Genomic DNA, 12,670 nt, shown 5'->3' on the forward strand with positions numbered 1-12,670 from the left:
GTATCAATCCAGCCTTTTACGCGAAATGCGCCGGACCAGTACCAGAAAGATGAGTGCCATCACAGCCAGCGCCAGAGCATTGGGCCAGATCACTGACCAGATATCTCCGGCCATGAACAGGGTTTGCAGCAGCGCTACGAAATAACGAGCCGGAATAATATGGGTAATGATCTGTACCACCTGCGGCATGCTGCTGATTTCAAAAATAAAGCCGGAGAGCAGGAAGGCGGGTAGAAAGGTGACGATCAGTGCAATCTGGGAGGCGACAAACTGATTGCGGGCCAGTGTGGAGATAAGCAGGCCCATGCCGAGTGCGACGAGCAGAAACAGTGCCGCCACACCGAACAAGAGCCAGATTGAGCCGCGTAGCGGCACGTCGAAGAGCCATACGGCCATGCCCACGGATATCAGCATGCCGCCGGAGCCAAGCACGAAGTAGGGAGCCATCTTGCCGATAATGATTTCATTCATGGTGACCGGTGTGGCCATCAGCGCTTCCATCGTGCCGCGTTCCCACTCGCGTGCGACGACCAGCGCAGTCAGCAATGCTCCGATCAGCGTCATGATTACGGCAATCAGACCGGGCACCAGATAGTTACGGCTTCTCAATTCGCTGTTGAACCATACCCGCTGCTCTACCTGCACCGATGCAGGCAGGTGGATATGGTTGATCTGCGCATACTGATGCAGCCAGTTGATCCAGATGCCGCTGCCGTAGCCGAGAATCAGCCTGCCGGTATTGGCATTGACACCATTGACGATGATCTGCACCGGCGTACCGCCGGGTTGATACAACTTGCGACCGAAATCAGTGCGCAGATGCACGATAGCCTCTACACGTCCCTCGCGCATGGCGATCTCGGCGCTACGCATATCCGGCAGCGTTAGCGGGTCGAAATAGGGGAGGTGGCGGAAGGAGCCGGTAAACGAGGCCGTTGCTGCTCCCGGCTCATCCACGACCAGTGCTATGGGCACGTGTTTCGCATCCAGTGATACGCCATAGCCGAAGAGCAACAGCAGTATCACCGGCAGCACAAAAGCGATGGCGATGCTGCTCGGATCGCGCAGAATTTGCAGGAACTCCTTACGCATCAGTCCGCGCAGTCGCATGGCGCTGATGCCGCCCTCATTCAGATGCGCAGCGTTCATGCTGTGGCAAACTCCGGTTGTCGGTGAATCAGCGTAATAAAGGCATCTTCCATGGTGTCAGCCGGTCGTCCTGTCGCGGCGGCTTCCATACGAATGTCGTGCGGCGTACCGGCGGCGAGAATCGTACCTTCGGCCATGATGACCAGGCGATCGCAGTATTCAGCCTCCTCCATGAAATGGGTGGTGACCAGCACCGTCACGCCCTGCTCGGCGAGCAGATTGATGCGGTGCCAGAATTCGCGCCTGGCCAGCGGATCGACACCGGAGGTCGGTTCGTCCAGAAACAGGATATCGGGCTCGTGCAACAGTGCGCAGGCCATGGCCAGCCGTTGTTTGTAACCCAAAGGCAGATCGTTGGCTGCAGTCGCTATCACCTCACCCAGTTCGAACTGCTTGCAAGCCCAGTCGATACGCATCTTCCGTTGCTGTCGGCCCAGTCCATAGGCACTGCTGAAAAAACGCATATTTTCCAGCACACTGAGTGAGCCGTAGAGAGAGAACCGCTGTGACATATAACCAATCCGGGAGCGGGCGCTTGATGGCGCTTCGCGCAAATTGACGCCGGCCACCGTCAGCTCGCCATGACTGGCAGGCAGCAGGCCGCACAGCATGCGGAAGGTGGTTGATTTTCCGGCTCCGTTGGCGCCGAGCAGGCCGAATACCTCGCCACGCCGGATGCTGAAGTCGATCCCCTTGACGGCCTGAAAGGTGCCGAAATTGCGCGTGAGTCCGGATACTTCAATGACAGGGAGCTGATCGTTATCGGTTGTGCGGATATGGACTGGCTGCTGATCCGATACGATTGCAGCCGTGTCTGCGCCGCCGAGCATGGCGATAAATGCATCCTCGAAACGGGGTGGAGTCGCTTGCAGATTCGCTTCATCCGGTGCTGCGGTATCAGCGGCCATAACCAGCCGTATCTGCTCGCCCTGAATGGTGGTATCAATGACACCGGGTAGCTGCGACAGCCGGTGTTGCAGCGCGCGTTTGGATACGCCTTCGTCAAGGCTTCTATGCCAGGTTCGTCCCTGCATGCGGCTGCTGAAGGCCGCAGGTGTATCCTGGCCCAGTAGACGCCCCTGATGCAGCAACAGCACCTCATCACAGCGCTCCGCCTCGTCCAGATAGGCGGTGCTGAATACGACGCTCATGCCGGTTTTGCTAACCTGTCTGTAGACGATCTCCCACAACTCACGTCGGGAAACCGGATCCACACCGGCTGTGGGCTCATCAAGCAGCAACAGTTTCGGTGAGCCGACCAGGGTGCAGGCCAGCCCCAGTTTCTGTTTCATGCCGCCGGATAGCTGGCCGGCCAGTCGGGCTGCGAATGCAGCCAATCCTGTCATGTGCATTAACTCTGCATAGCGTTCCGGGCGACCGGCATAAGGCAGCTGTTGCAGATCGGCATAGAGATCGAGATTTTCCTGTACGGTGAGATCTTCATAGAGACCGAAGCGTTGCGGCATGTAGCACATGGATGCCTGTACCTGCAGTGGTTGCTCTTTCACGTCGAAACCGAGCGTATTCACGCTGCCTGTATCAGGCATCAGCAGGCCGCTGATCAGCCGCATCAGCGTAGTCTTGCCGGCTCCGTCCGGCCCGATCAGTCCGGTTACCCGTCCGCGTGTAATGATGGCATCGACGTTATCCAGTGCCTGCACGGGACCGCCGGCTGTGTTGAATGCCCGGCTTACCCCGCTAAGAGTGACGACGGCACCGGATGCGACATCACTGCTGTCCGGCATCGGCAACCTGATCGCATGGCTTGTTGCTTTCATGCCGGGGCTGTTTGAGCGAAAGCAGGACTGTCACCGGCATACCCAGACGCAGTTCACCGTCCGGATTGCAAACGTGCACGCGCACCTGATAAACCAGATGACTGCGTATCTCCTCGGTCTGTACCGATTGGGGTGTAAACTCGGCTGAAGGGGATATATAGCCTACCCAGGCCCGGTAATGCTTGCCGGGAAAGCTGTCGCTCTCCACCTGGGCCTGCATGCCGGAGGAGACACGACCGAGGTCGGTTTCAGACAGGTAGGCGCGGACCCACATCGGGTTGGTGATGGCCAGGGTATAGAGTGGCTGTTGAGGTGTTGCCATGTCGCCCGGCTCAAGAACGCGATTGCGGATGATACCGTCGATCGGCGCGTAGAGGCTGGCTTCGCCCAGATTGTGCCTGGCCAGCGCCAATTGGGCCTGTTCGGCCTTCAGCTGTGCCCGGGCGGCATCGATATCTTCCTGACGCGGCCCCTGTATGGCCAGTTGCAGCAGTTGGGTGGATGCCTTGACCCGCTCGCGCGCGGCGGCGGCGGCAGTGGCGGCGTTATCGCTTTGTTCTTTGGAGACCATATTCCTGTCACTGAGCTTGCGCAGGCGCAGATAGGTACGCTCGGCATCACGTGCCTGCACCTCGGTGGCCGCCAGGTCGGCCCGGGCCTTGCGGATATCCTCAGGACGACTGCCGGCCTGCAAGCGTGCAACCACTGCCTGCTGGGCCTCGAGGCGGGCGGCTGCGCTATCCGCCAGTGCCTGCAGTCGCTGGGTTTCAAGCTCTGCAAGGAGTTGCCCTTTGTGCACATGATCGCCTTCCTGTACGAGCATGCGGGCAATACGATCGCTGCCATTGATGGCCAACTGTACCTCGCGCATATCGACATTGCCGTACAATTTCAGCGTGTCGCTTTCCTGCTTCTGTTGTTCATCCCGCCATATCCATATGCCGGCAACGATAGCCAGCACAACAAGCGGAATCAGCAGACGAAGGCCTTTCTTCATGGTTTCCTCCAGCACCTGACCGGTGTGTTGCCATTATAGACCGGCGGGTGGGGCCCGTCTGCTCGCTGATACTCCCCCTGAAGCGGCGAATGGCAAACAGATATTACTGCAGCCGCAGTTATAGCAGATGGTATTGCTGAACGGGATATGAATCCAGAGCACTCGCCTGTGTTGAAGTGATCCGGGACGGGGGGATGACCGAAGGCCCGGAGGCGGCAATACTCAACTATTGGCGATAAGTGGCATGGCAACTTACACAGTAGTTCATGGTTGTATGTAACGCTCGCAGGGATTGTTTGAGATCTCCTGTTTTCAATGCATCGCCCAGTTCATCACCGCTTTTATGGAATGCCAGCCCCCTTTGTTTGAAATCCTTGTTCTCGAACATATTACACATTTTCTGCATTTCAGGCGTTGCTCCCAGCTTGTTGTGCGCAACATCCGAGGCTTCGTTATACTTCTCTTCGGCCAGTAGCCCTATGATGGACTGTATCGCTTCCACATGTGAGCGCATGTTTGACAACTGGTGTTGTTTCATTGCCTGAGATAACTGAAGAGAAATACGAGTATCCTGATCCGCAGCCATATGTGTCTGGTGCATCATCTTCATCCCATGATTCGCCGGATCATGATCTGCAGCATAGGCGTAAATAGAAAAGCCCATCAATATTATTGTGGAAGTAGCTAGCATCGCTTTTTTCATGTCATGCTCCTTGTTTGTATATCACGGTATATGGCTTCTTGCAGGCTGGACTTTGTGGGGAACAGCAGGGTACCGAATACTGCCAGAGCATCATACCCCTCCATATGATTTGGATCATATCAGATCAATTGAATGGATGATGTTTTTCGTATCAGTTTTCCTTCATCCTCAAGGCATTTTAAGTTGCGGTAAAATGTTTCATGCGCCAGGCCAAGCTGATAAGCCATCTCCTTGTAAGAGAGTTGCAGCTTAAGCTCATTATTGGCATCTGCCTCAAGTTGAAAGTAGCTGTACATGCGCTGTTTGGCAGAGCGGATACTTTTGATTTCAAGCAGTGCTCGCAGCTTACGCATCCTGTGAGCGAATAATTCTACTATCTCCATCAATGTATCAGGGTTGTCCTTAAGGGCAGTAAGCAGGTTTTTTCTGTCAAAGCAGGATAGTTCTGCAGATTGACTCTGCACGATGGCTGAGCAGTGATATGCATCAGCGAATAGAGAGGCTTCGGCAATAATATCATTCGGAGTGGCAGTTTGTAATACGATATCATTGCCATCGATGGAATGGCGAATCAGCTTGACCATGCCCTGGCGCAGGAGATACAGATTCTCGACCTGATCGCCTTGACCAAACAGGCGATCCCCTTTGTGAAGGGTGCGTTTTTTGTCCGGCACGAGGCGCTGAAGAATGACTTCTGAATGATCCATGTATAAACAATCTACGGTAGACTGGTAACTATTCAATGGCGACGCTGGTTTGGTCCTCGACCACACCACTGATCGCGCTCGGACGCATCTATGCAGCCGGTGATACTGTCAGGCTGGCAATAGCTGTTTTGATTTTCGCCAGATTCAGTTCAACAAACATCAGGATATTCTGACACTTATCTTCGTCTACCAGTCCGATCCCGTAATGGGCAAGCATATAACAGAATGCAAATGCCATGACCGGATCGTACAGGTTACGGTTGCCTGCTTCATGATTGGCGATATAGCTGCCGATGGCCGCATCTCTTGCTTTTTTCCTAAGCTCATCCGAATTGCCGAGATCGCGAAACTTCAGGCAGACGAGCGGTGCCATATGAAACAGATCAGCTTCGTGCATCTCTCTTCCTGCCGCTGCGGCAAAGGGGAGGGCGGCTTTTGCATCCTGATATGCGTCCATGATTTCAATGATCCAACCTTCATTGGATGTCGGGGTTTCTCGTGTGTTTTTCATCAGTGGCTTCCTTACAGGTCGTGAAACAGAGGATGGCCGCACTATAAACTAATTCTCAACAGAGAAAAAATAACCGGGGTTAATAGCATAGCCACCGAACCACATCGACATGCATCACTATCCATCAGGCAGAGCGTTCGGCGGCTTCCAACGCTTCTCCCGCTTCCAGCCACTGACTCTCTATATCATCGATGCTCTGTGTCAGCCGGGCAGCGTCCATAGTGAGCTTCTTCTGCTCATCAACGCGCGTGCCGTTATACAGATCCGGATCGGCCAGTTGCGCATCCAGTGCGGATTTTTTGCTATGCAGCGCATCGAGTTCCGCTTCCAGTTTCTTGACCCGGTTACGCAGCGGTTGCAGCGACTTTCGTTGTTCTGCGCGGTTGCGGCGTTCATCCTTACGCGAAGCTGGCTGAGCAGATGTAGTAGTTGTCTCCTCATCGTCTCTTGAAGCGAGCAACCAGCGCGCATACTCATCCAGATCGCCGGGGAAAGGATCTGCTGCGCCATTGGCAACCAGAACCAGTTCATCACAGACCGTACGCAACAGATGGCGATCATGCGAGACCAGAATCATGGCGCCTTCAAAATCCTGCAGGGCCATACACAGGGCATGACGCATATCCATATCCAGATGGTTGGTCGGTTCATCCAGCAGGAGCAGGTTGGGCCGTTGGTAGACGATAACAGCCAGTACCAGTCGTGCCTTCTCACCGCCGGAGAGCGGGGCAACCGGAGCGGTCGCTATATCGCCGTGGAAGGCGAAACCGCCCAGATACTGGCGAGCCTGTTTCTCCGAGAGTTGATCATCCAGCATTTGCAGGTGCTGAACAGGGGATAGCTCATCGTGCAATTGCTCCAGTTGATGCTGGGCGAAATAGCCGATCCGCAACTCTTTTGCCGTTTCTCTGTTGCCACTCTCCGGCAACAACTCGCCCGCCAGCAGTTTGATCAGGGTGGATTTACCCGCTCCGTTGGGGCCGAGCAGGCCGATACGCTCACCGGGTAACAGGCTGAAGGATATGTTTTGCAGGATCATTCTGTCGTTATAGCCGGCAGATGTCTTGTGCAGGCGCAAGAGCGGGTTGGGTACCGTGCCGGGGAAGCTGAAACTGAAAGAAAAGGGTGAATCGACATGAGCCGGGGCAATCAGCTGCATGCGCTCCAGTGCCTTGATGCGGCTCTGTGCCTGCTTTGCCTTACTGGCCTTGGCCTTAAAGCGGTTAATGTAACTGTTCATGTGTTCAATCTGGCTTTGTTGCTTCTCATGTGCTGCCTGCTGCTGGGCCAGTTGTTCTGTTCGCATGCGTTCAAAAGCCGAGTAGTTGCCGCTATACAGGTTCATGCGCTGCTGCTCGATATGGCCGATGTGGGTGACACAGCGATCGAGAAAGTCACGATCGTGCGAAATCAGCAGCATGGCGCCGGTGTAGGCGCGCAACCATTTTTCCAGCCAGATGACGGCTTCCAGATCCAGATGGTTGGTGGGCTCATCCAGCAGTAACAGATCCGAGCGACACATCAGTGCGCGCGCCAGATTCAGACGCATGCGCCAGCCGCCGGAGAAGCTGGCTACAGCATACTCTTCTTCACCCGGAGCAAAGCCGAGTCCGTGCATAAGGCGGGCTGCCCGGGCTGTCGCGGCGTAGCCGTCAATGGCGGCTATGCGTTCATGCAGCCTGGCCAGTGCCTCGCCGTCACCACTGCTTTCAGCATGGCCGAGCTGCGTCTCCAGTTCGGTCAGTTCGGCATCGCCTTGCCGGATATAATGAAGGGCTGAAATCGGCAGTGCGGGTGTTTCCTGTGCGACATGAGCGATGATGATGCCTCTCTCCATCCGGAGTTGGCCGCTATCCTCCTCCAGTTGATTGAGAATCAGCCCGAACAGTGATGATTTTCCGCAGCCGTTGGCACCGGTGATGCCCAGCTTGTCGCCGGCATGGATAGTGAAGCTGGCCTCTTCAAAGAGCAGTTTGCTGCCGCGGCGCAGGGTGAGTCGATCGAAATAGAGCATGCGCCACTCTATGCAGATCAGAGCGAATCAGAACAGTTCGTGTTTATGTTTGTTATCGCAATCTGCGCCGGTCGATAAACTTCGCACAGAGGACAGGTCAGGCATAAGCCGGCGCTACCGACCTGCGGTTACCCTGTCTGCGATCAATGGCGACCTCTACCTGAGTCGTTCTGCGGTCCGGACATCGGCGACGATCACTGCTCTTACTGCTTATTGTGGCAGGTTGGACAGTGGGGGTTTGCGGTTTCAGCCATTCCACATCAGCGAGAGGGTCTGTTGTGCCTCTTGTGTTTGATGCCACAACGGGTGCGACGGGGGCCGGGGGGGCATTGTGGTGCTCTGCTACAGGGTGCGGTTCATGCGGCGTGAAGTGGTGATGACGCGAGTCGAAGGCACCACGTGAGAGTAGCTTTTCCGGTTCATAGAACTTGGGTTCCGATGCGCGCCATAATATCAGTCCAAGTACAAATACTACGGCACAGAACAGAGCAACAATGATGGTATCTATAATCATGACTATCTCCTGCCGTGGATAAATTCCACATTTGCAAAAAATTGGTCTTACCGGCTTATAGATGACATGCACTTTTTTTGTCAAACCTAAAATAAGTATGGTTTTTAGATATTAGATGCCAGGAGTATCAGTGCATGAACATGGCCGGGAGATGGAGAACAGGCATCGGTGTCATGGGCTGTGTTGTGTTATGGGGCTGACTTTTATGAATGCTCTGCTGGAGATCTGGCTGGGCAACAGGTCGGCAGACAAGCAGCTCAAAGGTGCGATGTTGCAAGGCATTCAACGCATAGCTCAGGTGCGTTGATTTGTTTCATATGTGTCTGTTGCATTGACTTGAAACAGCTGCATGGCCAGCCTGCCCGGCACATAAATGTATCACCAAAGGTAGCTATTCAATGTCAGATGATATCGTATCACACCAGCAAGAAATAACCGACGTTCCGCCACTGGACAAAGATGCCGCCAGCCTGGTTAAAGGAATTCAACGCCACTATTTGCGCACGCTGGGACAGCATACCGAGAGCCATGCCAATCACTATAAGTATCAGGCGCTTGCTTACACCATCCGCGATCATCTGATGGAAAACTGGAAGGATACCAAGGACGCATACCTCAAAAAAGATGGCAAGCGCGCCTATTATATGTCGCTTGAATTTCTGATGGGGCGTGCGCTGGGCAATGCCATTCTTAATCTGGGACTGGACGATAATGTGGCAGATGCCATGCACCAGCTTGGTTTGAGCTACGAGGAAAAAGTCGAGTTGGAGCGTGATGCGGGCCTTGGTAATGGCGGTCTTGGGCGTTTGGCTGCCTGTTTTATTGATAGCTGCGCAACATTGAGTTTACCGGTTACCGGTTACGGGATTCGCTATGAATATGGCATGTTTCGCCAGCTGATTCACAACGGGTATCAGGTTGAAGAACCGGATCACTGGTTGAATTACGGTAATGTCTGGGAGATTACCCGCCCGGAATATACCCAACGCGTCCATTTTGGCGGGCGCTCAGAACGTTATCATGATGATCAGGGTAAAGTGCGTATGCGCTGGACAGATACCCAGGATGTGCTGGCTATTCCTTATGATACGCCGATTCCGGGTTACAAGAATCACACGGTGAATACTTTGCGCTTGTGGAAATCTGCGGCTACCGATGAGTTTGATCTGAGTGAATTCAATGCTGGTGATTATACCGAGGCGGTGTCGGCGAAAAACCATGCTGAAGATATTTCTATGGTGCTCTATCCGAATGACGCCAGTGAAAATGGCAAGGAGTTGCGCCTCAGGCAACAATACTTCCTCGCTTCGGCCAGCATCAAGGATGTTCTTCGTCAATGGACCAGAGAGCATGGCGAAGATTTCAGTACATTTGCCGATAAGAACGTTTTTCAATTGAATGATACGCATCCGACTGTCTCTGTGGCGGAGTTGATGCGCCTGTTGATGGATGAGTATCGTCTGGAGTGGGATGATGCCTGGGCCATTACGACAAAAACAATGGCTTATACTAACCACACGCTGTTACCGGAGGCGCTGGAGCGCTGGCCGGTTCACCTGTTTGGTCGCCTGCTGCCTCGCTTGCTGGATATCATTTATGGCATCAATGCCCAGTTCCTGTCCAAAGTGGCGGAAAAGTGGCCGGGTGACGTGGAGCGTCAGCGTCGTATGTCGATTATCGAAGAGGGTGATGTACAGCAGGTGCGCATGGCATACCTGGCGATTATCGGCAGCTTTTCAGTAAATGGTGTGGCGCAGTTGCACTCGGATCTGCTGGTTGAGGGCCTGTTCAAGGATTTTTACGACATGTGGCCGGAAAAATTCAATAACAAGACCAATGGCGTAACTCAGCGTCGCTGGATGGCATGGTGCAACAAGCCGCTCTCCAGTTTGATTAATAACACGATTGGCGATGCCTGGATTACCGATCTGCAGCAGTTGCGCAAGCTGGCCCCATCCATTGAAAATGCCGAATTCCGCAAGCAGTGGGCGGATTGTAAACGCGAGAACAAGGTGCGTTTGGCTAAACTGGTGAAGAGTACATGCGGTGTGGATTTTGCTCCGGATGCCATGTTCGATGTTCAGGTGAAGCGTATTCATGAATACAAGCGCCAGCTGTTGAATGTGCTGCATGTGATTCACCTGTATGATCGTATCAAACGCGGGGATACGGAAAACTGGACGCCTCGCTGCGTATTGATTGGCGGCAAGGCTGCACCGGGTTACTACATGGCCAAGCAGATTATCAAGCTGGTTAGCAATGTGGCTGATGTGGTCAACCATGACCCTGCCGTGGGCGACAAGCTGAAAGTGGTATTCTTCCCTAATTACAGGGTCTCGGCGATGGAAGTCATTTGCCCGGCGGCAGACTTGTCCGAGCAGATTTCCACTGCCGGCAAGGAAGCATCGGGCACCGGAAATATGAAGTTCATGATGAACGGCGCTTTGACGATTGGTACACTTGATGGTGCCAATATTGAAATCCGTGAAGAAGTCGGCGACGAAAACTTCTTCCTGTTCGGACTGACGGCAGAAGAGGTGGAAAAATCGCGCGGGCACTACGACCCGAACGCCATTATTGCCTCAGATGAAGATTTTCTGCGTGTAATGAACTTGTTGGAGTGCGGTCACTTCAGTCAGTTTGAACCTGGTTTGTTCGCAGGTATCTGCGGAGCTATTCGCAGCTGTAATGATCCGTGGTTGGTTGCAGCCGATTTCCGCTCCTATGTCGATGCACAGCAGCGTGCTGCTGAGGCTTATCGCGATCAGGAGTCCTGGGTGAAGATGAGTATCCTTAACACCGCCTACAGCGGCAAATTCTCTACCGATCGGACGATGGAAGATTATAATCGCGAGATCTGGAAGTTGCAGTCCATTCGGCCAGCATCCGCATAAGTAGGGAGCAGATTTAAATAGAGAAGCGCGGGGGGAAATCTCCGCGCTTTTTATTTTTCATTCTATGCATAATACGCCATAATCTGTTGATAGTATGAGTCTCATGCAGTCTTACATGGGACAAGATGATAAATGAAACGTTTACCAGGAGCGCTGATGACTGACGATGATTCGCAGAGTTCACATGCCGGTTTCTTATTGACGGTGCTGGCTGACAAGGATGAAGATGCCTGTCTTAGGGAAAATGCCGCCGTGTACTTGGGGCATATGGATGATCCGATGATTCTGGCTGCTCTGATTTGTCTGGCATCCGATGCCGATCAGTATGACCGGCTGCTGGAGCGTTGTGGTAATGCAATCGCCGAAACATGGGACAGGAACCGTGATTTTGATATCCGTCCTGTCATCGATCAGGTCACGGAGCCGGCGCGAGAAGCCATTCGTGGATGGCTGAACAGTAAATAGTTATATGGAGTACCTTTCTGCGGTTGACTACTCGCCGGCTTTGTCATGTTGGCATGGTAATAAGGCAGTCAAGCTTTCGCTGGCAGCCTCATTCTTCGCATGATCGTTATATGGGTTTTGTTGCGCTGACCACAATACTCCTGCCCAGCAGCATCCCGACTGTGTTGATCTGATTGATAACCGGTTCGTTGAAGCGATCCAGCGTTTTGTATTTGCCGCGCTCTTTTTTCCATGCAAGTGATGCGAACAGCCGGATCGGAATATAAAACAGAATAAGCCAATAGAGCGAAGGAAACTGCATCTTGTCAGTGGTTACATGCGGCATGTCGAAGCCCGCGCTCATTAGCGCATGAGCCAGATAGGGATAGGGGATCGGTGTAATGTGGCCTCCTGTACTTTCAATAGCTGTCTCGCCGACATGCAGGGGGCCGAACATACTCCAGAAGCCGGTGGTCAGAAAGCGCATGCGCGATTTCATGTTCAGTACATTGGGCGTGGTGATGATGACCACGCCGCCCGGTTTCAATATGCGATATATTTCGCGCACAATTGCCCGGTAATTTTCCAGATGTTCGGCTACTTCGGTGAAGGTAACCAGGTCAAAGTGAGTGTCCGGATAGGGTAATGCGCCCTGGTTCAGGTCAACGACATCGACTTCGATGTGGTTGAGCTCCATGAATTCATTGCTGTAGTCCAGCGCGGAGCTGGTAACATCGAATGTCTGCTGTACACGACGGATCAGGTTGCCGGTGCCGCTACCGATATCCAGATGGTTGCCGCTAATGCCCGAATGGCGCTCTTTAAGCAGGGTAATAGCCGATTCAATCGTCGCATCCAGACTTAGTTTATCGTCTTTTACATCAACTGTTGTCATTGGCGAAATCTAGTGTCGAAATTTTCCCAGTCCAGACGCGCATTGCATGCTGTTCTGATCAGGT

12 protein-coding genes are annotated in these 12,670 nt (G+C 53.5%); 3 read left to right on the forward strand and 9 right to left on the reverse strand.

All coding sequences use genetic code 11. The features are described 5' to 3' along the window. Positions 1 to 3: 3 nt before the first annotated feature. The 8 genes from SPV1_RS08120 to SPV1_RS08155 form a co-directional block, all read right to left on the reverse strand. A complete protein-coding gene (locus SPV1_RS08120) occupies positions 4 to 1,149 on the reverse strand; it encodes an ABC transporter permease (RefSeq protein WP_009850671.1) in 1,146 nt (381 codons plus the stop codon). Further along, a complete protein-coding gene (locus SPV1_RS08125) occupies positions 1,146 to 2,894 on the reverse strand; it encodes an ATP-binding cassette domain-containing protein (protein ID WP_009850672.1) in 1,749 nt (582 codons plus the stop codon). Before SPV1_RS08125 ends, SPV1_RS08120 begins: the two co-directional genes overlap by 4 nt. Next, positions 2,878 to 3,924, reverse strand: coding sequence for an efflux RND transporter periplasmic adaptor subunit (locus SPV1_RS08130; protein WP_040881754.1), 1,047 nt, complete (start codon positions 3,922 to 3,924; stop codon positions 2,878 to 2,880). Before SPV1_RS08130 ends, SPV1_RS08125 begins: the two co-directional genes overlap by 17 nt. Positions 3,925 to 4,150: 226 nt before the next feature. After that, the gene (locus SPV1_RS08135; RefSeq protein WP_040881757.1) at positions 4,151 to 4,627 is read right to left on the reverse strand and encodes a cytochrome c; all 477 of its coding nucleotides are present in this window, start codon (positions 4,625 to 4,627) and stop codon (positions 4,151 to 4,153) included. 119 nt (positions 4,628 to 4,746) lie between these two features. Further along, a complete protein-coding gene (locus SPV1_RS08140; protein ID WP_009850675.1) occupies positions 4,747 to 5,334 on the reverse strand; it encodes a Crp/Fnr family transcriptional regulator in 588 nt (195 codons plus the stop codon). Positions 5,335 to 5,422: 88 nt separating this feature from the next. Further along, entirely contained in the window at positions 5,423 to 5,845 is a 423-nt protein-coding gene (locus SPV1_RS08145) for a hypothetical protein (protein ID WP_009850676.1), read from the reverse strand. A 124-nt stretch (positions 5,846 to 5,969) separates the two neighbouring features. Continuing rightward, a complete protein-coding gene (locus SPV1_RS08150; protein ID WP_009850677.1) occupies positions 5,970 to 7,859 on the reverse strand; it encodes an ATP-binding cassette domain-containing protein in 1,890 nt (629 codons plus the stop codon). Positions 7,860 to 7,956: 97 nt separating this feature from the next. After that, positions 7,957 to 8,373 (reverse strand): hypothetical protein, encoded by a 417-nt coding sequence (locus tag SPV1_RS08155; RefSeq protein ID WP_009850678.1) that lies wholly within the window; start codon positions 8,371 to 8,373, stop codon positions 7,957 to 7,959. A gap of 190 nt (positions 8,374 to 8,563) precedes the next feature. Here SPV1_RS08155 and SPV1_RS14515 point away from each other — a divergent pair, with 190 nt between their 5' ends. The 3 genes from SPV1_RS14515 (at position 8,564) to SPV1_RS08165 (ending at position 11,732) form a co-directional block, all read left to right on the forward strand. Continuing rightward, on the forward strand, positions 8,564 to 8,680 hold the full coding sequence (locus SPV1_RS14515) for a chalcone isomerase family protein (RefSeq protein WP_009850679.1): 117 nt from the start codon (positions 8,564 to 8,566) through the stop codon (positions 8,678 to 8,680). 91 nt (positions 8,681 to 8,771) lie between these two features. Further along, positions 8,772 to 11,267, forward strand: a complete 2,496-nt coding sequence (locus tag SPV1_RS08160; protein WP_009850680.1) for a glycogen/starch/alpha-glucan phosphorylase — start codon at positions 8,772 to 8,774, stop codon at positions 11,265 to 11,267. Between the two features lie 156 nt (positions 11,268 to 11,423). After that, complete coding sequence (locus tag SPV1_RS08165) at positions 11,424 to 11,732, forward strand: hypothetical protein (protein ID WP_018293463.1); 309 nt, start codon at positions 11,424 to 11,426, stop codon at positions 11,730 to 11,732. 106 nt (positions 11,733 to 11,838) lie between these two features. Here SPV1_RS08165 and SPV1_RS08170 read toward each other — a convergent pair whose 3' ends face one another. Then, entirely contained in the window at positions 11,839 to 12,606 is a 768-nt protein-coding gene (locus SPV1_RS08170) for a class I SAM-dependent methyltransferase (protein WP_009850682.1), read from the reverse strand. Between the last annotated feature and the right edge of the window lie 64 nt (positions 12,607 to 12,670).

Origin of the sequence: Mariprofundus ferrooxydans PV-1, assembly GCF_000153765.1 — a bacterium.
In the GTDB taxonomy this organism is placed as follows: domain Bacteria; phylum Pseudomonadota; class Zetaproteobacteria; order Mariprofundales; family Mariprofundaceae; genus Mariprofundus; species Mariprofundus ferrooxydans.

Excerpts from the sequence above, each read along its gene's own strand:
- SPV1_RS08130 (WP_040881754.1), bottom strand. The coding sequence starts at position 3,924 with ATGAAGAAAGGCCTTCGTCTGCTGATTCCGCTTGTTGTGCTGGCTATC.
- SPV1_RS08125 (WP_009850672.1), bottom strand. The coding sequence starts at position 2,894 with ATGCCGGACAGCAGTGATGTCGCATCCGGTGCCGTCGTCACTCTTAGC.
- SPV1_RS08170 (WP_009850682.1), bottom strand. The coding sequence starts at position 12,606 with ATGACAACAGTTGATGTAAAAGACGATAAACTAAGTCTGGATGCGACG.
- SPV1_RS08165 (WP_018293463.1), top strand. The coding sequence starts at position 11,424 with ATGACTGACGATGATTCGCAGAGTTCACATGCCGGTTTCTTATTGACG.
- SPV1_RS08145 (WP_009850676.1), bottom strand. The coding sequence starts at position 5,845 with ATGAAAAACACACGAGAAACCCCGACATCCAATGAAGGTTGGATCATT.
- SPV1_RS14515 (WP_009850679.1), top strand. The coding sequence starts at position 8,564 with ATGGGGCTGACTTTTATGAATGCTCTGCTGGAGATCTGGCTGGGCAAC.
- SPV1_RS08155 (WP_009850678.1), bottom strand. The coding sequence starts at position 8,373 with ATGATTATAGATACCATCATTGTTGCTCTGTTCTGTGCCGTAGTATTT.
- SPV1_RS08150 (WP_009850677.1), bottom strand. The coding sequence starts at position 7,859 with ATGCTCTATTTCGATCGACTCACCCTGCGCCGCGGCAGCAAACTGCTC.
- SPV1_RS08160 (WP_009850680.1), top strand. The coding sequence starts at position 8,772 with ATGTCAGATGATATCGTATCACACCAGCAAGAAATAACCGACGTTCCG.
- SPV1_RS08120 (WP_009850671.1), bottom strand. The coding sequence starts at position 1,149 with ATGAACGCTGCGCATCTGAATGAGGGCGGCATCAGCGCCATGCGACTG.
- SPV1_RS08135 (WP_040881757.1), bottom strand. The coding sequence starts at position 4,627 with ATGAAAAAAGCGATGCTAGCTACTTCCACAATAATATTGATGGGCTTT.
- SPV1_RS08140 (WP_009850675.1), bottom strand. The coding sequence starts at position 5,334 with ATGGATCATTCAGAAGTCATTCTTCAGCGCCTCGTGCCGGACAAAAAA.